Source organism: Pseudomonas sp. JV245A (assembly GCF_032424515.1).
In the GTDB taxonomy this organism is placed as follows: Bacteria; Pseudomonadota; Gammaproteobacteria; order Pseudomonadales; family Pseudomonadaceae; genus Aquipseudomonas; species Aquipseudomonas protegens.
In genome coordinates, this window is the sequence record NZ_VYKE01000060.1 from 1 (window position 1) to 19,928 (window position 19,928).

21 protein-coding genes are annotated in these 19,928 nt (G+C 63.1%); 8 read left to right on the forward strand and 13 right to left on the reverse strand.

Annotation, left to right across the window (positions count from 1 at the left end):
* Together F6S12_RS17290 and F6S12_RS17295 are read right to left on the reverse strand one after the other, a co-directional pair.
* On the reverse strand, nucleotides 1–1,074 hold a 1,074-nt coding region (locus tag F6S12_RS17290), incomplete at its 3' end, for an efflux RND transporter periplasmic adaptor subunit (RefSeq protein WP_315869136.1).
* Between the two features lie 30 nt (nucleotides 1,075–1,104).
* A complete protein-coding gene (locus F6S12_RS17295; RefSeq protein ID WP_015634243.1) occupies nucleotides 1,105–1,518 on the reverse strand; it encodes a VOC family protein in 414 nt (137 codons plus the stop codon).
* Between the two features lie 46 nt (nucleotides 1,519–1,564).
* On the opposite strand from F6S12_RS17295, the gene F6S12_RS17300 reads away from it, so the two are divergent.
* On the forward strand, nucleotides 1,565–2,491 hold the full coding sequence (locus tag F6S12_RS17300; protein ID WP_011059384.1) for a LysR family transcriptional regulator: 927 nt from the start codon (nucleotides 1,565–1,567) through the stop codon (nucleotides 2,489–2,491).
* Here F6S12_RS17300 and ribD read toward each other — a convergent pair.
* The 6 genes from ribD to F6S12_RS17330 form a co-directional block, all read right to left on the reverse strand.
* Nucleotides 2,470–3,576, reverse strand: coding sequence for a bifunctional diaminohydroxyphosphoribosylaminopyrimidine deaminase/5-amino-6-(5-phosphoribosylamino)uracil reductase RibD (gene ribD / locus F6S12_RS17305; protein ID WP_011059385.1), 1,107 nt, complete (start codon nucleotides 3,574–3,576; stop codon nucleotides 2,470–2,472). The two genes, F6S12_RS17300 and ribD, sit on opposite strands and share 22 nt — an antisense overlap.
* Nucleotides 3,573–5,276, reverse strand: coding sequence for a WD40 repeat domain-containing protein (locus tag F6S12_RS17310; protein WP_015634244.1), 1,704 nt, complete (start codon nucleotides 5,274–5,276; stop codon nucleotides 3,573–3,575). Before F6S12_RS17310 ends, ribD begins: the two co-directional genes overlap by 4 nt.
* Before the next feature lie 80 nt (nucleotides 5,277–5,356).
* Nucleotides 5,357–5,956, reverse strand: coding sequence for a GTP cyclohydrolase II (ribA, locus tag F6S12_RS17315; RefSeq protein ID WP_011059387.1), 600 nt, complete (start codon nucleotides 5,954–5,956; stop codon nucleotides 5,357–5,359).
* A gap of 66 nt (nucleotides 5,957–6,022) precedes the next feature.
* Nucleotides 6,023–7,030: a formylglycine-generating enzyme family protein gene (locus F6S12_RS17320; protein ID WP_170866326.1), complete on the reverse strand. Its 1,008-nt coding sequence runs from the start codon at nucleotides 7,028–7,030 to the stop codon at nucleotides 6,023–6,025.
* A gap of 41 nt (nucleotides 7,031–7,071) precedes the next feature.
* Nucleotides 7,072–7,812 (reverse strand): class I SAM-dependent methyltransferase, encoded by a 741-nt coding sequence (locus F6S12_RS17325; protein WP_015634246.1) that lies wholly within the window; start codon nucleotides 7,810–7,812, stop codon nucleotides 7,072–7,074.
* A 101-nt stretch (nucleotides 7,813–7,913) separates the two neighbouring features.
* Nucleotides 7,914–8,360, reverse strand: coding sequence for a DMT family transporter (locus F6S12_RS17330; RefSeq protein ID WP_011059390.1), 447 nt, complete (start codon nucleotides 8,358–8,360; stop codon nucleotides 7,914–7,916).
* A gap of 230 nt (nucleotides 8,361–8,590) precedes the next feature.
* On the opposite strand from F6S12_RS17330, the gene moaC reads away from it, so the two are divergent.
* From moaC to F6S12_RS17350, 4 genes are all read left to right on the forward strand, one after another.
* Complete coding sequence (gene moaC / locus F6S12_RS17335) at nucleotides 8,591–9,064, forward strand: cyclic pyranopterin monophosphate synthase MoaC (protein WP_011059391.1); 474 nt, start codon at nucleotides 8,591–8,593, stop codon at nucleotides 9,062–9,064.
* Nucleotides 9,061–9,303 carry a MoaD/ThiS family protein gene (locus F6S12_RS17340; RefSeq protein WP_011059392.1) on the forward strand — a complete coding sequence of 81 codons (243 nt, stop codon included), beginning with the start codon at nucleotides 9,061–9,063 and terminating at the stop codon, nucleotides 9,301–9,303. Before moaC ends, F6S12_RS17340 begins: the two co-directional genes overlap by 4 nt.
* A gap of 1 nt (nucleotide 9,304) precedes the next feature.
* Complete coding sequence (moaE, locus tag F6S12_RS17345) at nucleotides 9,305–9,757, forward strand: molybdopterin synthase catalytic subunit MoaE (protein WP_123430101.1); 453 nt, start codon at nucleotides 9,305–9,307, stop codon at nucleotides 9,755–9,757.
* A gap of 218 nt (nucleotides 9,758–9,975) precedes the next feature.
* On the forward strand, nucleotides 9,976–10,752 hold the full coding sequence (locus F6S12_RS17350) for an ABC transporter substrate-binding protein (protein WP_019094752.1): 777 nt from the start codon (nucleotides 9,976–9,978) through the stop codon (nucleotides 10,750–10,752).
* Between the two features lie 94 nt (nucleotides 10,753–10,846).
* Here F6S12_RS17350 and F6S12_RS17355 read toward each other — a convergent pair whose 3' ends face one another.
* The 5 genes from F6S12_RS17355 to F6S12_RS17375 all read right to left on the reverse strand — a co-directional run bounded on the left by F6S12_RS17355 (nucleotide 10,847) and on the right by F6S12_RS17375 (nucleotide 16,067).
* A complete protein-coding gene (locus F6S12_RS17355; protein WP_011059395.1) occupies nucleotides 10,847–11,476 on the reverse strand; it encodes a transcriptional regulator in 630 nt (209 codons plus the stop codon).
* Nucleotides 11,477–11,549: 73 nt separating this feature from the next.
* Nucleotides 11,550–12,689 carry an NAD(P)/FAD-dependent oxidoreductase gene (locus F6S12_RS17360; RefSeq protein WP_077933385.1) on the reverse strand — a complete coding sequence of 380 codons (1,140 nt, stop codon included), beginning with the start codon at nucleotides 12,687–12,689 and terminating at the stop codon, nucleotides 11,550–11,552.
* A gap of 33 nt (nucleotides 12,690–12,722) precedes the next feature.
* Nucleotides 12,723–13,676, reverse strand: coding sequence for an ornithine cyclodeaminase family protein (locus F6S12_RS17365; protein ID WP_315869137.1), 954 nt, complete (start codon nucleotides 13,674–13,676; stop codon nucleotides 12,723–12,725).
* Nucleotides 13,677–13,816: 140 nt separating this feature from the next.
* Complete coding sequence (gene rhlB / locus F6S12_RS17370) at nucleotides 13,817–15,313, reverse strand: ATP-dependent RNA helicase RhlB (protein ID WP_015634252.1); 1,497 nt, start codon at nucleotides 15,311–15,313, stop codon at nucleotides 13,817–13,819.
* Nucleotides 15,314–15,410: 97 nt separating this feature from the next.
* Nucleotides 15,411–16,067, reverse strand: coding sequence for an alpha/beta hydrolase (locus tag F6S12_RS17375; protein WP_011059398.1), 657 nt, complete (start codon nucleotides 16,065–16,067; stop codon nucleotides 15,411–15,413).
* Between the two features lie 476 nt (nucleotides 16,068–16,543).
* Between F6S12_RS17375 and F6S12_RS17380 the strand changes: the two genes are divergently transcribed.
* The 3 genes from F6S12_RS17380 to F6S12_RS17390 all read left to right on the forward strand — a co-directional run bounded on the left by F6S12_RS17380 (nucleotide 16,544) and on the right by F6S12_RS17390 (nucleotide 19,927).
* Entirely contained in the window at nucleotides 16,544–17,572 is a 1,029-nt protein-coding gene (locus F6S12_RS17380; protein ID WP_011059399.1) for an amino acid ABC transporter substrate-binding protein, read from the forward strand.
* Nucleotides 17,573–17,637: 65 nt separating this feature from the next.
* The gene (locus F6S12_RS17385) at nucleotides 17,638–18,819 is read left to right on the forward strand and encodes an amino acid ABC transporter permease (RefSeq protein WP_015634253.1); all 1,182 of its coding nucleotides are present in this window, start codon (nucleotides 17,638–17,640) and stop codon (nucleotides 18,817–18,819) included.
* A gap of 10 nt (nucleotides 18,820–18,829) precedes the next feature.
* On the forward strand, nucleotides 18,830–19,927 hold the full coding sequence (locus F6S12_RS17390; protein WP_011059401.1) for an amino acid ABC transporter permease: 1,098 nt from the start codon (nucleotides 18,830–18,832) through the stop codon (nucleotides 19,925–19,927).
* The last annotated feature ends 1 nt before the right edge of the window (nucleotide 19,928 follow it).

Below are 19,928 nucleotides of genomic sequence, written 5' to 3' on the forward strand. Positions count from 1 at the left end.
CGGGGCGCCGTCACTGAGCTTGATCTGCCCGGACGTCACCACTTGCGCGCCCGGCGCCAGGCCGCTGTCGATCACCACCCGGCCGGCATGCCGCGCGCCGGTTTTCACCGATACCCGCTGCACCGTCGGCGCGCCCTGGGCATCCTTGGCCGGCTGGACCACGAACAACTCTTCGCCGTAGGCGTTATAGGTCACCGCGGTTTCCGGCACGCTCAAGGTGCCGCTGGGCAGCGGCTGGGCCAGCCGCACACGGGCGAACATATGGGGCAGGGCGCTGGCTGGCGGGTCTTGCAGGCGTGCCTGGATGCTCAGGGTGCGGGTGCGATCGAGAAACGGATCGACAGCGCTCACTTTGGCGCTGAGCACCTGCCCGGGCAGGGCGTCGAGAAGCACTTCCAGGGTCGCCCCTGGCGTGACCTGGGCCAGCGCCTGCTCGGGCACGCTGAAGTTGACGTACAGGCCCTTGTCGCCAATCAGGTTGATCAGTACGTCCCCGGGGTTCACGTATTGCCCAAGGTGCACCTTGCGAATGCCCAGGGTGCCGGCAAAGGGCGCGCGGATGGTGCGCTGCTCGATTTCCGCGGTCAGCGCCTGCAAGGCGCCCTTGGCGGTGGACAGCTCGGTCTGGGCATTGTCGAAGGCTTCCCTGGAGGTGGCGTTGACCGACACCAGGCGCCGCGAGCGTTCGAGGCGGATCCGGGCGTTTTCCATTTCCCCTTGCAGGCGCACCAGGTTGCCGCGCTGGGGCGCGTCGTTGAGCTGGACCAGGACCTGGCCGCGTTCGACCCGCTGCCCTGACTGGATCGGCAGGTTGACGATGCGCCCGCCGATTTCCGCCGGCACGCTGACTTGCTGGATCGCCTCCAGTTCGCCGATGGCTTCTAGGTAGTTCGGGAAGGGCAGGGTACTGGCCGTGGCCACGGCGACCTTGACCGGTGCCTGTGCATAGGCCTGTGGGCCGGGCCGGGCCCCGTGCCACAGCCACCCGGCCAGCAGGCCGACGGTCAGCAGCGCCGCGATCAGCGCCAGCCATGCGCGCAGGGAGGGGGGCTTGGTTACACCGACGGACACCATGACATTCACTCCTTGACGTCAGTTGCAGTTTCAGTAGATCGGCCAGCAACCGGGGGTGAGCAGCTCGACGAGGTTTTCATCCGGGTCGCGGAAATAGATGCTGGAGCCGCCCTTGGGCCATTCGGTACGACCTTCCAGGGGAATGCCGGAGTGGGCCAGGCGTTCCTTCCAGCCGGGCAGGTCCTGCTTGTCGATGGCAAAGCACACATGGATCCGCCCGCTGGCATCGTGGGGCGGGATCTCGCCGCCGCTGAGGTATTTGGTGTGCAGCGAGGCGCCCCGCTTGAACAGCAACAGGGTATTCTGGCCGCCGATGTTCAGCGCCACGAGGACATCACTCTCGACCATGACTTCCAGCTGGAAGGTTTTTGCGTAGAATTCTTTCGCGATGTCGAGATCGTTCACATAAAGGGCTGTTTCAATAATTCGTTTGAGTTGCAGCATGTGTTGCTCCTTTTGGGACCTTGCTCCCTGAGTTGGAAATGACAGGATGGTCACGGTCTTACTGCGCAATATCGATTTGAACCTGCTGGTGGTGCTTGATGCCCTGCTGACAGAAAAACATGTCACCCGCACGGCCTTGCGCCTGCACTTGAGCCAGCCGGCCATCAGCCACTCGTTGAGCAAGTTGCGCGGGTTGCTGGATGACCCGATCCTGATTCGCCGGGGCAGCGAACTGGTGCTCAGTTCCCTGGCCCAGAACATCCAGCAGCCGCTGCGGGAAATCCTCGGCCAGATCGAAACCCTGTTCGGCAAGTCCATCGACTTCGACCCCGCCAGTTCCCAGCGCATCTTCACCCTGGCGATGTCCGACTACGGCGCCGCGCTGGTGCTGCCCAACCTGATGGTGCGCTTGCGCCGCGATGCGCCGAACACCACCTTGGTGGTGACCCAGGACACCCGGCACGGAATGTTCGAGCAGGTTTCCCAGGGCAAGATCGACCTGGCCCTGGGGGTGTTTCCCAACCTGTCCGGCGACATTTCCACCGAGGTACTGTTCGAGGAAACCTTCTCCTGCCTCCTCGACCGACGCACGTTGCCGGCCGACGGCACGCTGGACCTGGACAGCTACCTGGCCCGGCCACACATCCTGGTGTCGATGGATGGCAGCGCCAACGGCGAGGTGGACAGCCTGCTGCGCGACGAAGGGCTGCAGCGGCGGATAGCCGTGAGCGTGCCCCATTGGCGCACTGCCCCCAGCATGATTCACAACACCGACCTGATTCTCACGGTGGCCACTCGCACCCTGGACGAAGCGCTGCTTAACCAGGACCTGATCCAGCTGCGACCGCCGTTGCCGATTCCGCCGTTTCCCTTCGTGCAGATCTGGCATCAGCGTTTCGACAATGAACCGGCCCATGTCTGGTTGCGCGAACAGGTCAAGCAGGTGGTCGCTCATAGCGCGCTCGGCGGCTGAGCCGGCCGCAGGCGCAGACGCAGGTCCGGCCCCAGCTGGCTGACGTCATACAGGGCAAAGTCCAGGGCCTCCTCCAGGCGGTCGAAGCACGGCAGGTGCACCAGCGGCCGGGCCAGATCCCCCAGCAGGCGCGGAGCCACGTACAACAGCAACTCATCCACCAGATGCGCCTTGAGCAGGTTGCCGGCCAGTGTCGGGCCGGCTTCCACCAGCAGGTCGTGCAGGCCGCGCTGGCTGAGGTTGTGCAGCAACTGCTCAAGGTGCAGGCCCTGGTCGTCCCCGGGCAGCGCCATGACCTGCTCGCTGTCGCTGCTGGCCAGCGGGCACTCCCGGTGCACCACGTGCAGGCTCGGCGCCTGGTCGTTGAACACCCGCGCCGTGGCGGGCACCCGGCCCTGGCTGTCGAGCACCACACGTACTGGCGCCAGGGCCTCCGGGGAGGACAGCTGGCGTACCGTGAGCAGTGGGTCGTCCGCCAGGACGGTACCGCTGCCGGTGAGGATCGCCGAGCTGCGGGCCCGCCAATACTGCACGTCGGCCCGGGCCCGGGTGCTGGTGATCCACTTCGAGCGCCCATTGTCCAGGGCCGTGCGCCCGTCCAGGCTCATGCCCATTTTCAGTTGCACCCAGGGCCGCTGGCGCCGCACCGTGGACAGAAAGCCGCGGTTCAACTCCTGGGCCGCCGATTCCAGCAGGCCGACCCGCACCTCGATTCCGGCGTTGCGCAGTTGGGCGATGCCCTGGCCGTTGACCTGTTCGAACGGGTCCTGATGGGCCACCACCACGCTGTGCACGCCGCTGTCGATCAGGGCCTGATGGCAGGCACCGGTGCGTCCGACATGGCTGCAGGGTTCCATGGTCACGTAGGCGGTGGCCCCCCGCGCCAGGCCACCGGCCTGGCGCAGGGCGAACACCTCGGCGTGGGGCCCGCCGGCCCGCCGATGCCAGCCTTCGCCGACCACTTGCGAGCCATGGGCGATCACGCAACCCACCCGCGGATTGGGCCAGGTGGAGTGGCTGCCCCGTTCTGCCAGGGACAGGGCGTGCTGCATGTGCTGGAAGTCGACTTCGCTGAAGTAGGTCATGGGCGCGCCGACTGGACAGCGGCCGGGGGCGTGATCGGGTAGATCCGGCCGTCGTAGGCGCTGGCCAGGAAACCTTCGCCGCTGGCGTCATGGATCAGGCAGGAAATGCCGCTGGCGGTGGGTTTCTCCACGCTGGCCCAGACGCGCTTTTTCAGATCGAAGACGGCCACGGTGCCGCCGTAGCTGCCGGTGGCGATCATCGAGCGGTCCCGAGAGATGGCGATGCACTTGATCGAGTGGCTGTGGGGCGTGTCGAACACCTCGCTGGCGCCATCGCGCCACAGGCGCAGTTTCAGGTCGCGACCGATGCTGGCGAAGCCGCCCTGGATCTGCGTGCAGCCGTTGGAGATCCGCTCGTGGGCCTTGTCCAGGTAGGTTTCCAGGCCGAAGTCGGCAATCCGGAAGAAGGCCGCGGCTGCGGTGGCGCACACGCTGAAAATGTAGGTTTCATCGGCGGCGATGCCTTTGATGGCGTTCTCATGCATGCGCACCTGGGTGACGAAGCGCGGCTGCTGCTGGTCCAGGCAGAAGATCAGCGCTTCGCCGGTGTAGGTGCCGATAGCTGCGTGCAAGGCACCGTCCTTGATGAAGGTGGTGCCGCAGTTCAGGGGCGAGCGGTGCTGGTACAGGGTGGCGCCGGTGCGGGCGTCGAACACCGTGCCCATCTGGCCGCCGGTCAACACACTGTCGCCAAAGGGCAGGAGGAAGTTGCACAGGCTGCCGGCCTTGATGCTGGGTTGGCCGTTGATGTGCAGGATGCCGGCGTCGCCGATGCTGTAGACGTCTTCGCCGACCACCGCCACGGCGTTGAGGCTGACCGCCGGTTCGATGCCGCTGAGGTCCCAGGTCTGGGTGGCGAAATCCCAGGTGGCATAGCGCGAGCCGAAGGTGACGAAGGCGATGCGATGGCTGCCCAGCAGCGCGCAACTGCGTGGCCAGATGATGCTCGGCAGGGAGGTTTCCGCGGTCTTGACCAGGGTGCCGTCCTGCTTGAGGTGCCAGAGCATGACCGAGCGGTCGTAGCTGAGGCTGATCAGCAGGCGCTGGCTGTCGTCCCAGATGATGCGCTTGATCCCGGCGCTGTGGGCGGGCTGCAGCAGGGTGCCGCGGGGGCTGATGATGGAGATCTTGCCTTCGTCGTCGCCGGCGAAAATGATGCCCTCGCGGGACAGGGCCACGGTGTCGGTTTCCACGCCGCCCAGGTCGATGGTTTCCAGCTGTTGCCCGGTATTGGCATCCCAGCGCCGGATCGAACCGTCATCGCTGCTCGACACCAGGGTCTGGCCATCGGCCGACCAGCACACCGAGATCACGTCGGCGGTGTGGCCGTGGAGGATCCGCAGGGTCTGGCCGCTGAGGTTGAACAGGCGGATGCTGTGGTCCCGGGAGCAGGTGGCGATGGTCTGGCCGTCCGGGGAGAAGGCGGCCATCTCGATGTCGTCGTCATGGCCGATGAGCACGGTCTTCAGGCGCAGGGACGGCACTTCCCAGACCCGCGCGGTGTAGTCGCTGCTGGCGCTTACCAGCAGCGTGCCGGCGGCGTTGAATGCGCACTGGTTGGCCAGGTGATCGTGAAGGACCCGCTGGATCGGGGTCCGGGTCCTGGCATCCCAGAGGATCACCTGGTTGTCGTAGCCGGCGGTGGCGACGTAGGTGTCCTTGAACGTGGCGATGCCGCTGATGGGCCCGAAATGTCTCATGATTATTGTCCTTAATAATGCGTTGGCGGATGACGGGCAGCCGTCCCCCGGCCCGCGGGCTCCGGGGGAGGCAGGCTCTTCTATTTGATGAGATCGATGAGGTGGTGCTTCTTGTCTTTCTTGGCTTGCAGGTAGTGGCTGTTGTGCCGGGTGAGGAAGACCCCGGTGGGGATGGTGCTGTCCACGATGATGCCGTTGTCCTTCAGGGCCTGGACCTTGTCCGGGTTGTTGGTGATCAGGCGGCAGTGCTGCACGCCCAGGGCCTTGAGCATCCTGGCGGCCATGGAGAAGTCCCGGCCGTCCTCGGGGAAGTTCAAGTGGCTGTTGGCTTCGAAGGTGTCCATGCCGCCGTCTTGCAGGCGGTAGGCATCCAGCTTGGCGTACAGGCCGATGCCCCGGCCTTCCTGGCGCAGGTAGATGAGGTAGCCGCCTTCTTCCTGCATGCGCGAGATGGACTCGCTCAGTTGCGGGCCGCAATCGCAGCGCTGGGAGTTGAAGACATCGCCGGTCAGGCATTCGGAATGAATGCGCACCAGGGGGCTGTGTTCGCTGGCGGGGCCCAGCTTGATCAGGATGTGTTCATGGGCCGCTTCCAGGCCGCTGAAACTGTAGAAAGTGCCGGGGGTGGGCGAGTCGTTCAGGGGGATGTCGACCTGGTTTCTGATGCTGAGTGTGTTCATGGAAATCCCTTCCGTTCTTTGACGTTGAACGTGTAATTGTTTGGTTGCAAAAGTAGAAATGCCGGGTCAGAGGCTCTCGGCGAGCCTGAAGCCCATCACGTAGATCTCCCTGGGGTATTTGCCGTGTCGACGGCAGTTGCGGGTCAAGTCGCGAAAGCGTGTGAAGCTGCCGCCGCGGGCAATCCGGTGGGTGCCGACCACGGTCACCAGGTCGTCGATGACGGCATTGCCGCCGGGGTAGGGGGCGTAGTCATCGGCCACGTATTCTTCGACGTTTCCGGCCATGTCCATGCAGCCGAAGGGCGATGCGCCCTCGGGCAGGGCACCTACCGGGGTGGTGGCGAACAGGCCCATTTCCGCGGTGTTGGCGTGCAGGGGCAGAAACTGGTCGCCCCAGGGGTATTCGAGGTTTTCATGGCCGGCGGCGGCAAACTCCCATTCCGCTTCGCTGGGCAGGCGGAACGAGCGACCGGTACGGGCCGCCAGCCACTGGCAGTAGACGTCGGCATCGCCGGCGCTCAGGCCATAGACCGGATGGTTGGCGCGTTCGCTGGGGAACTGGCCGAAAAGCCAGTTGCCGGGGATGGCGGGGTACTGCGAATCCTCCAGGAATGCCCGGTATTCCAGGTTGGTTACCGGGTACTTGCCAATGGCGTAGGGCTTGAGCTCGACCCGGTGGCGCGGGGCCTCCTTCTCGATCCAGCTGCGGTCCAGCCCCAGGCCCTGCATGCGCTGCAGCACCTGGTCGATGGCCGACTCCTCCAGGCCGATCTCGACCTGGCCGCCTTCGATGGTGATCATCGGCGGGTTGAGTACATCCAGGCGTGGGTCCATGGTCTGTGCCAGCAGCCGTGCCGAGGCCAGACGCCATGACAGGGGAGCGTCAGGGTTTTCCACCCCCAGGGCCAACTGCTCCGCCGATTTGTCGGACAACTGCCGCCAGACTGCCAGGGGCAGCGAAAGCTCGATGCCTGGCTGAAAGTGTTCCGCGAGGCCCATCAATTGCCTGTCGGTCATTTCGGCTGTCAGGGGGCCGTCGAACACTGGCCAGTGAGCAAAACCCTTGGAATTCATAGTACTTCTTGTCCTGCATCTGGTTGAGGGGAGAGGGGCGGTCACAGGGTGCAGATCAGCCCGGTTTGCAGGCAGTTGCGCTCGAAATCGTCCCAGTAGCCGACGGGATGCTTGGCACGATTGGCGACGGAGATGATTGGCTTCTGCCACTGCAGCTTGGAGAAGCCGGCCTTGAGGATGGCGTGCTCGTAGGTGTCGCGGCTCCAGCGGTGGAAGGTGAAGGCGCTGGGCGGTTGGGTAACGAACTCGGCGTGATGGCGGAAGCCACCGGCATGGGCTTCTTCGCTGAGTACGTGGACGCCGTACTTGGTGAAGTTGCCGCGTTGCAACTCGAAGCCCGGGTCCACGGTGTAGGCGATGAGTTTGCCGCCGGGGACCATGTTCCTGGCCACGACCTTGAACATTTTTTCCAGCTCTTGTGGCGATTGCGCGTAGTTGAACAGCCAGGCCGCAGTGACGCGGTCGAAGTGCCCCAGTACGCCCATGTCGCAGACGTTGGCGACGTGATACTCGATGGCCTCCTGGTTGCGCGCCGATTCCTTGCGTGCCAGTTCGATCATCGATGAGGAAATATCTACCCCGACCACCTTGCTGGCGCCCTGGTGGTAAAGCTCGCGGCCGAAGTAGCCGAAGCCGCAGGCCAGGTCCAGGACGGATTTGCCTTGGATGGCTCCCACCATATGGAAGAAGGTTTCGGTTTCTACCGAGCGTTGCGAGGCGGTGTCGGTAAAGTCTTCAAAGCGTTCACCGATGGAGTCATAAGTTGCAGCTTGACTGGTCATTGTTCACCTATCTGGTCGGCTGAGTGTTATTAACTTTCCGATGAGGAAATAGTTGGGCAGGTTGTTTCTGGTTGTTATCGGTTGTTGCGTTGTTCTTATGGCTAGCCGCGAGTGGTAATGATGAATCCACCAATGACGACTAGTACGCCAATGAGTTTTTGCATGCTTATTGTTTGGCGTGGAAGACCGACCAAACCGAAATAGTCGATGAGCAAGGAAATGATCAGTTGTCCGACAATCACTGTCATGATGAAGTTGAGGGCCCCTAGGCGTGGCGCCATCAGCAGGGCGACGGTGATGTAGAACACACCGGCAATCCCGCCCATCCAGATCCACCATGGGCCTTCCTGAGCGGCTGCGAAGTTGGGGCGAGGAACTTTAATAAAGATTATTACAGCAATAAGTGCCAGTAGGCTGACAAGTAGTGATACCCCGGTGGCCCATAGTGGATGGCCTAATAGGTGTCCAAGTCTTGAATTGGTTCCTGCTTGTAGTGGTACTGCGAAACCGGCCAGGAGGCTTAGGAGGATTGATATTAGAAATGCCATGTTTTTTCGTTTCCTTTTTCCGGGAAGTTGTACTTTTATTAATATAATGGCGCCAATTCTTTGTTCTTATGCTGGGTATTCGCCACGCTGATCGTCCTCTGGGACCCTGGGCCAGACAGGCCGGCTGACCATCTCGGGCAGGATTGTTTTCCCCCGGGGGGCGGGGCTGCAGGGTGCGGAAAACTGACCCGCGGGTTTACAATCGCCGCCACCAGATCAGGAGTAACGCCGTGCTGACTCATCTCGATTCCCAGGGGCGCGCCAATATGGTCGACGTCACCGACAAGGCCGTGACCTTTCGCGAGGCGGTGGCCGAAGCGCGGGTACGCATGCTCCCGCAAACCCTGCAGATGATCGTCAGCGGCGGTCACCCCAAGGGCGATGTATTCGCCGTGGCGCGCATCGCCGGGATCCAGGCGGCAAAGAAAACCAGTGACCTGATTCCCCTGTGCCATCCGTTGATGCTCACCAGTGTCAAGGTCGAGCTCAGTGCCGAAGGCGAGGACTGCGTGCACATCGTTGCGCGTTGCAAGCTATCGGGGCAGACCGGGGTGGAAATGGAGGCGCTGACCGCCGCCAGCGTCGCCGCGCTGACCATCTATGACATGTGCAAGGCGGTGGACCGGGGCATGACCATCGACAGTGTTCGGGTGCTGGAGAAGCTCGGCGGCAAGAGCGGCCATTACCAGGCGGATCAGGCATGAAGATCTCGGTGAAGTTTTTCGCTCGCTACCGCGAGGCCCTGGGCATTGACGGGCTGGAGATCGAAGGCGTGTTCCAGCAGGTCGAGGATGTGCGCCAGGCGTTGCTGTCCCGGGACGGGGCCGAGGTATTGGCCGAGCAGAACCTGATGTGCGCCCGCAATGAAGAGCTGTGCCAGCTGGACGAACCCCTGGAAGACGGCGACGAAGTGGCGTTTTTCCCCACGGTGACCGGAGGTTGAGATGGCGATTCGAGTGCAGTCAGCAGCGTTCGATCCCGGGGCTGAAGTCAACGCCATGCACGCCGCGGATACCGGGGTGGGTGCGGTGGTCAGTTTTGTCGGCTACGTGCGCGATTTCAATGATGGGCAGGATGTCCACGGCATGTTTCTTGAACACTACCCGGGCATGACCGAAAAGGCCCTGGGCAAGATCGCCGCCGAAGCCGAGCAGCGCTGGCCGCTGTTGCAACTGGAAGTCCTGCACCGCATCGGCGCCCTGGAGCCGGGCGAGCCCATTGTGTTTGTCGGCGCGGCCAGTGCCCATCGCCAGGCTGCGTTCGATGCCTGTGTCTTTGTCATGGATTACCTGAAGACCCGGGCGCCGTTCTGGAAAAAGGAAAACACCGCCGACGGCCCGCGCTGGGTGGAAGGCCGCGACAGTGATCACGCGGCGGCCGCGCGCTGGAAAGACTGATCCCCTGATACTTGCCGGCGGCGCCTGAGCCCGCCGCAATCCAACCTGCAATCGACTGCGACTGTTCCCGCCGACCGCTGGGGATAAGTCGTTGCGCGCGCCGTTGACGATGTGTACGTAAAAGTCCAGTATGGATTAACAAGTACAAATAAAGCGTCGCCTGTTTCTCCTCTTCCTTCTGTCTTGCCAAACCAACAACAACCCGCGAGAGAACGAACATGAAAAAACTCCCCCTGATCAGTGGCCTGGCCTTGAGCCTGTTGGCGTGCAGCAGCCTGTTCGCGGCCGAAAAGACCCTGCGCCTGGGCATCGAGGCGGCGTACCCGCCATTTGCCTTCAAGACCGCCGAGGGCAAGATCGGTGGTTTCGACTACGACATCGGCAATGCCCTGTGCGCGCAGATGCAGGTCAAGTGCGAGTGGATCGAGGGCGAGTTCGACGGCCTGATTCCTTCGCTGAAGGTGAAGAAGATCGACGCTGCGCTGTCCTCCATGACCATTACCGCCGAGCGCCGCAAATCCGTGGATTTCACCCACAAGTACTACTTCACGTCGTCGCGCCTGGTGATGAAGAAGGGCGCCGAGGTGGACGACCAGTACGCCAGCCTCAAGGGCAAGACCGTGGGCGTGCAGCGCTCCACCACCACCGACCGCTATGCCACGGAGGTGTTCGAGCCCAAGGGCATCAAGGTGGTGCGCTACAGCAACAACGAGGAGATCTACATGGACCTGGCGGCCGGGCGCCTGGACGCGATCTTTGCCGACAGCATTCCGCTGGCCGACTTTCTGTCGATGCCCCGGGGGGCCGACTACGCCTTTGTCGGGCCTGAGCTCAAAGATCCGAAGTACGTCGGCGAGGGCGCCGGGATTGCCGTGCGCAAGGGCAACAGTGAACTGGTGGGCGAGTTGAACAAGGCCATCGATGATATTCGGGCCAATGGTGAATATCAGAAGATCCAGGCCAAGTACTTCAAGTCGGATATCTATGGGGATTGAGACATTGTGGCGTTCTTGAGGACGCCTTCGCGAGCGAGCTCGCTCCTACAGGTGTTGTGCAATTGCGCGTAGGAGCGAGCTTGCTCGTGAACCTTTATTGTCCCTTCAATTCCTTCAGGTGCTTGTATACCGTCGCCCGGCCCATGTTCAGCACGTTGGCCACGTAGTTGGAGGCGCTCTTGCCCTTGAAGGCGCCCTCGGCGTGCAGCGCCAGCACCAGTTCGCGCTTGTGATCGCGGGTCAGCAGGTTCAGCCCCAGCTGGCGCTCGCGCAGCCAGTTGTGCAGGAAGGTGTTGATCCGCTCCTGCCAGTCATCGCGAAACAGCGAGTCGGGCTGGGGAATCAGTTTGCTCGGTGACAGAAACAGGTCCAGCGCCGCCTTGGCGTTTTCGAACAGCGAGATGTTCAGGTTGATGCACAGCACCGCCTGGGGCTGGCCCTGGCTGTCGCGCAGCACGCTGCTGAGGCTGCGGATCTTCTGTCCGTCCCAGTTGAGCTTTTCATAGGGGCCGATGTTGCGTTCGTCGCGGTCGCCGCTGAGCAGGTCTTCCAGGGCTGCGTCGTCGCCCACTTCGCGTTTGGACAGGTTGTTGGCGATGTAGTCGATCTTCTGTGTACGCAGGTCGTGGAGCACCACCTCGGCATGGGGGAAGAACAGGGTGGCAATGGCATCGGCAATCGCCCGGAAATTGTCCAGGGCAGGGTCCTTTGCAGGTGAGGTCATGGTCGTACTCCAGGCAGCTTCAGCGCCCGCCGGCAGCGGGCGCTGGGAGTGTGCCGCAATCGTTGGGGGCGCCTCAACCGGTGGTTCGGTCGAGGCGGGCCGGGGAGAGCATGGCAGGCGTGAGGCCGAAGCGGGTCAGGTGTTCCGGCAAGGGGGCACCTCGCACCAGGGCGGCGCTGGCCTGGCCCATGGCCGGCGAGGTCTGGATACCGTAGCCGCCCTGGCCTGCAACCCAGAACAGCCCCGGAACCTGCAGGTCGAAACCGGCCAGCAGATCGCCGTCGCTGACAAAGCTGCGCAGCCCGGCCCAGGTCCGGGTCGGACGACGGATGCTCAGGGTGGTGGCTTCTTCGATCTGGTGGATACCCAGGGCAATGTCCAGTTCTTCGGGTTGCACATCGTGGGGTTCAACCGGATCGGCATTGGCCGGTGAGCCGAGGAACATGCCGGCGTCGGGCTTCATGTAGAAGGATTCATCCAGGCTCACCAGCATTGGCCAGTGGTGAAAGTCCAGGCCTTCGGCGGCGGCGAAGATGAAAGCCGCGCGGCGCTTGGGCTGCAGGCCCAGGGCGCGGGCTCCGGCCATTGTGCCGATGTGGTCGGCCCAGGCCCCGGCGGCATTGATCAACACCGGCGCACTGAACGCCTGAGCGGTCGTTCGCACCTGCCACTGCCCTTGGCTGTCGCGCTCGATCCCCAGCACCTCATGGTCGGTGCAGACCTGGCCCTGGTTGCGACGGATGCCCCGCAGGTAGCCCTGGTGCAGGGCGTCGGTGTCGATATCGCTGGCGCTGGGGTCGTAGAGCGCGCCATGGACCTTTTCCCGGCGCAGGATCGGCAGGCGCGCGCAGGCTTCGTCGGCGCTCAGCAGTTGCATCTCCGGCACCGTGGCCCTGGCGCTCAGGTACTGGTTGTTCAGCTCGGCCGGATCACCGTTGAAGTCCACGGTCATTTCACCCCGCGGGGTCAGCAGCGGGTGCTCGCAGAAACCCTGCGGCGGGTGGTCGAAGAAAGCCCGGCTGGCCAGGGTCAGGGCGCGCACCTGGGCGGTGCCGTAGGCGGCTGTATAGAGCGCCGCGGAGCGGCCGGTGGAGTGATAGGCGGGATGGGATTCACGTTCCAGCACAACCACCCGGCCATGGGGCGACAGCCAGTAGCCGGTGGACGCTCCGGCGATACCGCCGCCAATGATGATGAAATCTGCCTGGATCATTCGAAGCTCCGCAATAGGGGCGAGCAGCAGTGGTTACTGCGGGCGCCGCAGGTGGTACAGGGCATTGGCCAGGGCGATGTCTTCCAGGCCCAGGCCGATGGAACGGAAGAACACCGGGCGTTCGGCATCCGGGAGCGGGGCCTGTTCGCTGAGCAGCTCCGGCAGGTCGCCGAGAATCGCCGCACTGTCCCAGCCGTGCTGTTCTTCGGCGATCAGCATTTCACCGGCGCAGCCCGGTGTGGTGCGCCGGTAGTCGCAGTAGACCTGCATCTGTGCCAGGGCCGCGGGCGGCACTTCGTGGGCCCGTGGCGCATTGGTGCTGATGGAGGTGATCAGCGCCGGCTTGCCGAGGCTGCTCGGATCCAGCACGGGGCCGGCGGACGAGGTGCAGAGCATGATCACATCGGCGCCCTCGGTGGCGTCCTCAAGCCGGGCCACCAGTTGCAGGCGCGGGTCGAGGGCTTGCAGGCGGGCAAGCTCCGCGGCGGGCTTGTTCGCCAGGCTCGGGGAGTAGAGGCGGATGCTCTGCCAGGGGCGCAGGTCCTGCACATAGCGCAAGTGCGCCTGGGCCACCGCGCCGCTACCGATGATCGCCAGGTGCCGGGTTGTGGGGGGCGCCAGGGCGTCGACCGCGACCGCTGTGGTGGCCGCGGTACGGGCGGTGGTCAGTTCGGCGGCGTCGCACAGCAGCAACGGCTGGCCGCTGTCCATGGACATCAGCAACGTCCAGGCGGTAACCAGCGCACCTTCGGTACGGACGATGTAGGGCGAGGTCTTGACCCCGTACACCCGGTCTTCGGCCAGCACCCCCAGGTAATTGATGAAGTCGCCGGCCCCCTGGGGAAGCTCCACCAGTTGCTGCGCCGGTTGCACGGCGAGCCCGGCAGCCAGGTCGCGGAACAGTTTGCGCAGGATCTGCGGCACGTCGATGCGTTCGAGCAATTGACGGGCCTCGGGGCGGGCAATCACGTAAGGCGTGCTGGACATGCAAGGGCTTCCTGGATTTAAACTAATTTGTCTATTATGGACTTTTAGTTTTGATGGGCAATATCCAGGCGAAAAAAAACGCAGCCTGTGGTCGGGCTGCGTTTCTCCAGGTTGCCGGGGCGCCGCGGGAGCGCCGGCCGTCAGGCTTGCGGGCGCTTGCGCTCCACCGGGCGCAGCAGTTCGGCGGGCGGCATCTCGCAGCTGATCTTGCGGCCCAGCAGGGCTTCGATCGATGGCAGCTGGTAGGAGTCGTCTTCGCCGGCGAAGCTGATGGATACGCCGTCGGCACCGGCGCGACCGGTCCGGCCGATGCGGTGCACGTAGTCGTCCGGCACTTCCGGCAGGGTGAAGTTGATCACGTGGCTGATGCCGTCGATGTGGATGCCGCGGCCGGCCACGTCGGTGGCCACCAGGACCCGGATCTTGCCTTCGCGGAAGCCTTCCAGGGTCTTGATCCGCTTGTGCTGCGGCACGTCGCCGGACAGCTGGGCGGCGTTCACCCCATCGCGTACCAGGCGTTCCTCGATGCGTCGCACTTCATCCTTGCGGTTGGCGAAGACCATCACCCGTTCCCAGCCGTTGTCGGTGACCAGGTTGTACAGCAGCTTGTACTTGTCGGCGCCGGCCACGGCATAGATGTGCTGTTCGACGTTGGCGTTGGCGACGTTCTCGGCTTCGATCTCGACGATGGCCGGGTCGGTGGTCCATTGCTTGGCCAGGTTCATCACGTCTTCGGTGAAGGTGGCGGAGAACAGCAGGGTCTGGCGCTCGCTCTTGGGGGGTGTCTGGCGAATGATCTGCCGTACCTGCGGGATGAAGCCCATGTCGAGCATGCGGTCGGCTTCGTCCAGCACCATGACTTCGACCATGTCCAGGTGCACGTCGCCGCGCTGGTTGAAGTCCAGCAGGCGGCCCGGGGTGGCGACCAGGATGTCGCAGTGGCGCGCTTCCAGGTGCTTGAGCTGCTTGTCGAAATCCATGCCGCCAACGAAGGTCATGACGTTGAGGCCGGTGTACTTGGTCAGCGCCGCGGCGTCCTTGGCGATCTGTACCACCAGCTCCCGGGTCGGAGCGATGATCAGCGCCCGTGGTTCGCCCATGTAGCGCTCCTTGGGCGGCGGGGTCTGCAGCAGCTGGGTGATGATCGACACCAGGAATGCGGCGGTCTTGCCGGTACCGGTCTGGGCCCGGCCGATGGCGTCCTTGCCCGCCAGGGTATAGCCCAGCACCTGGGCCTGGATTGGCGTGCAATAGGGAAAGCCCAGGTCCTGGATGGCGTGCATCAGTTCCGGAGCGAGCTTGAAGTCGTGGAAGCGGGTCTTGCCTTCCTGGGGTTCGACCACGAAGTCTTCGAGTTTCCAGGTGCTGACCGGCGGTTTCGGCGCGCGCGGGCGACGCGGCTGCTCAGCTTTGGGTTGCTCGGCCTTGGGCTTCTCTTGGCGTGGGGCTTTGGGAGCGGAAGGGGTGGCCGGTGTGTTCACCGGTTCTTTTTTAGCTGCGGTAGCGGGTGCGCTCCGTTCCGGCTGACGGCCGTCATGACGGCTGCTGGAACTGGGGGAGGGGGCACTGGGGCTTGGCGCGAGCGGCTCAGCCTCGCTTTTACCGAAGATTTTCTTGAGTGCTTTGAGCACGGTCATCTCATCAATTGGTTAAGGAATGTACGCCGGCCAGTGTAATGCAAGAAGCGGGCGCGGCGTAGTCTGTTGCTCGCCGGGGGCACGGCGCGCGGATTTTCTAGCGCAAGCGCTCGCTCAGCCAGGTGCCGATGTCGCGGATTTCCTCTGGTAACACCTCGTGTTCCATTGGGTATTCCTGCCATGTCACGGTGACACCATGCTGCTTCAGGTACTCATAAGCGGTACGGCCCATGGCGTTCTGTACCACTTCGTCGTACTGGCCGTGCAGGCAAAGCACCGGAATCCGCTGTTGGCTGGCCGATAGTTGCAGTTCATCGCTGAAGGTCGGGGCATAGGTGGACAGGGCAAGTACGCCACCCAATGGACCCTGCCATTTGAGGAAGGCGGTGTGCAGTACAACGGCGCCACCCTGGGAGAAACCGGCGAGGAAAATTCGCGATGCGTCTATTCCGCTGGTGCGTTGTTCTTCGATCAGTCTGATGACCTCGTCAGACGATTCCTCGAGCTGTTCACGGCTGATGGCGCGGGCCGGGTTCATGGCCAGAATGTCGTACCAGCTGGGCATGGCATATCCGCCATTGATGGTCACTGCCCGGGTCGGCGCCTGGGGCAATACGAAGCGCGTGCTCAGCAGGGTTTCCTGCAGCATCTCGGCTACCGGCAGGAAGTCGTAACGGTCCGCTCCCAGGCCGTGAAGCCAGATCACACAGGCATCTGCGGGCTTGCTGGGCTGAAGAATCAAGGGCTCGGTCATGGCTGCTCCATTTGTGTGCGTGCGCGCTGATTGAGTGCGTGAGTGAAGGGCGCGCCCGGTTGATCGGTGAAGAAGATGTCGCACGGTTGAACGTTTTACTGTTGACCACTGGCTGAAACGCTTTAGCCGGGACTGTGGTACGGGCTTTGCTATGGCTCAGAAAGAGGAGTCCAGGTGAAAGCCCTGTCCGCCGGCGGTAACACTAACAGGCTACCGCAGGCGATGGGATAGCCAGCCTCCTCTGATGAAGGTTCGCCACTGGCCGCTACGGGCTTTGCGAACTGCGAAGGGCTACAGCCCGTTCGGCCGATTGGTGAGATGTAGGCCCCCTATTACGTGGATTTCTCCTACTAGACTCGTAGCTAAGGTCTTACGCCGCTTGACCCCATAAAAAAGCCGACACGGGTCAACAGCGCCTCATGAGGGTGCGGCAGGACTCAAGCTCCGACACAACAAGAGCAAAATTGGAGGTTTGAATGAAGATGTTGAAATCCACCCTGGCTGCCGTCACGGCAGCAACGGTGCTGGGTATGAGCGGTTTCGCACAGGCGGGTGCGACCCTCGATGCAGTACAGAAGAAAGGATTCGTGCAATGCGGCGTCAGTGACGGTTTGCCGGGCTTCTCGGTACCGGATGCCACCGGCAAGATCCTCGGCATCGATGCCGACGTCTGCCGCGCGGTGGCGGCTGCGGTGTTCGGCGATGCGACCAAGGTCAAGTTCAGCCAGTTGAACGCCAAGGAGCGCTTCACTGCGCTGCAGTCCGGCGAGATCGACGTGCTGTCGCGCAATACCACCTGGACCAGTTCCCGCGATGCGGGCATGGGCCTGGTGTTCGCCGGCGTCACCTATTACGACGGCATCGGTTTCCTGGTGAACAAAAAGCTGGGCGTAAAAAGCGCCAAAGAGCTGGACGGTGCGACTATCTGTATTCAAGCCGGTACTACTACCGAACTGAACGTGTCGGACTACTTCCGCGGCAATGGTCTGAAATACACCCCGATCACTTTCGATACCTCTGACGAAAGCGCCAAGTCCCTGGAGTCCGGGCGTTGCGACGTACTGACCTCCGACAAATCCCAGCTCTACGCACAGCGCAGCAAGCTGGCAACCCCTACCGACTATGTCGTTCTGCCGGAAACCATCTCCAAGGAGCCCCTGGGCCCGGTGGTGCGCAAGGGCGACGAAGAGTGGTTCAGCATCGTCAAGTGGACCCTGTTCGCCATGCTCAACGCCGAAGAGGCGGGCGTCACCTCGAAGAACGTCGAGGCTGAAGCCAAATCCACCAAGAACCCTGATGTTGCACGTCTTCTGGGCGCGGACGGTGAATACGGCAAAGACCTGAAACTGCCGAAGGACTGGGTGGTGCAGATCGTCAAGCAAGTAGGTAACTACGGTGAAGTGTTCGAGAAAAACCTCGGCAAGAGCACGCCACTGGCCATCGACCGCGGCCTGAACGCGCTGTGGAACAACGGCGGCATCCAATACGCACCACCTGTGCGCTGATGGTTCTATCACCCGGCGGGCCAACCGCCGGGTGATGTTCTGTTCCATTATTCCTGGGGCACTTCATGCAAAATACAATCGGCGCACCCAAGCAGAGGCTCAGCCTCAGCGATCCCCGTGTGCGCGCCTGGCTGTTCCAGATCATCACCCTGGTGGCGGTGGTTTCGCTGGGCTGGTTTCTGTTCGACAACACGCAAACCAACCTCCAGCACCGAGGGATCACCTCGGGTTTCGACTTTCTCGAGCGCAGCGCCGGGTTCGGCATCGCGCAACACCTGATTGCCTACACCGAAGCGGACAGTTATGCCCGGGTGTTCGTCATCGGCCTGCTCAACACCCTGCTGGTGACCTTTATCGGGGTGATCCTCGCGACCCTGCTGGGGTTCATCATCGGTGTGGCGCGGCTATCGCCGAACTGGATCATCAGCAAGCTGGCGACGGTGTATGTGGAAGTGTTCCGCAACATTCCGCCGCTGCTGCAGATCCTGTTCTGGTACTTCGCGGTATTCCTGACCATGCCGGGGCCGCGCAACAGCCACAACTTTGGCGATATGTTCTTTGTCAGCAGCCGCGGCCTGAACATGCCGGCGGCGCAGATGGCCCCCGGTTTCTGGGCGTTTGTCGCAAGCCTGGTCCTGGCCATCGGCACCATCGCGCTGATGTGCCGCTGGGCCAACCGGCGCTTTGAAGCCACCGGCGTGCCTTTTCACAAGTTCTGGAGCGGCCTGGGCCTGCTGTTGGTGATTCCCGCGTTGTGCACGCTGATCTTCGGCTCGCCGGTGCACTGGGAGATGCCGAAGCTGGCGGGGTTCAATTTCGTCGGCGGCTGGGTACTGATTCCCGAGCTGCTGGCCCTGACCCTGGCCCTGACTGTCTACACCGCGGCGTTCATCGCCGAGATCGTGCGGTCCGGGATCAAGTCGGTGAGCCACGGCCAGACCGAGGCGGCCCGCTCCCTGGGGCTGCGCAACGGCCCGACCCTGCGCAAGGTGATCATTCCCCAGGCCCTGCGAGTGATCATTCCGCCGCTGACCAGCCAATACCTGAACCTGGCGAAGAACTCTTCCCTGGCCGCGGGTATCGGCTACCCGGAAATGGTTTCGCTGTTCGCCGGCACGGTGCTCAACCAGACCGGCCAGGCCATTGAAGTCATTGCCATCACCATGAGCGTGTACCTGGCGATCAGCATCAGCATTTCCCTGCTGATGAACTGGTACAACAAGCGCATTGCGCTGATCGAGCGGTGAGGAAGCGCCCATGACGACTCATACCTTCAAGCCCGATATGCCGCCGCCCAGCCGCAGTATCGGCGTGCTGGCGTGGATGCGCGCCAACATGTTCTCCAACTGGCTCAATACCCTGTTGACCCTGTTTGCCTTCTACCTGATCTACCTGGTAGTGCCGCCGCTGCTGCATTGGGCGATTCTCGACGCCAACTGGGTCGGTACCTCTCGCGCCGACTGCACCAGGGGCGGCGCCTGCTGGGTGTTCATCCAGCAGCGCTTCGGCCAGTTCATGTACGGCTACTACCCGGTGGAACTGCGCTGGCGAGTGGACCTGAGCGTGTGGCTGGCGGTGATCGGTGCTGCACCGTTGTTCATCTCGCGCTTCCCGCGCAAGGCGATCTACGGGCTGTGCTTCCTGGTGGGTTACCCGATCATTGCCTACAGCCTGTTGCACGGCGGTTACCTGGGCCTGAGCACGGTGGCCACCAGCCAGTGGGGTGGCCTGATGCTGACCCTGGTGATTGCCACCGTGGGCATCGCCGGGGCACTGCCGCTAGGGATCCTGCTGGCATTGGGAAGGCGCTCCAACCTGCCGGCGATCCGCGTGGTCTGCGTGACCTTCATCGAGTTCTGGCGCGGCGTGCCGCTGATCACCGTGCTGTTCATGTCCTCGGTGATGCTGCCGCTGTTCCTGCCCGAAGGCATGAATTTCGACAAGCTGTTGCGTGCGCTGATCGGGGTGATCCTGTTCCAGTCGGCCTATGTGGCCGAGGTGGTGCGGGGTGGCTTGCAGGCCATTCCCAAGGGCCAGTACGAAGCGGCTGCGGCCATGGGCCTGGGCTACTGGCGTGCCATGGGGCTGGTGATTCTGCCGCAGGCCCTGAAGCTGGTGATTCCCGGCATCGTCAACACCTTCATCGCCCTGTTCAAGGACACCAGCCTGGTGATCATCATCGGCCTGTTCGACCTGCTCAACAGCGTCAAGCAAGCCGCCGCCGACCCCAAATGGCTGGGCATGGCCACCGAAGGCTATGTCTTCGCGGCCCTGGTGTTCTGGATTTTCTGTTTTGGTATGTCCCGCTACTCCATGCACCTGGAGCGTAAGTTGGACACAGGCCACAAGCGTTAGG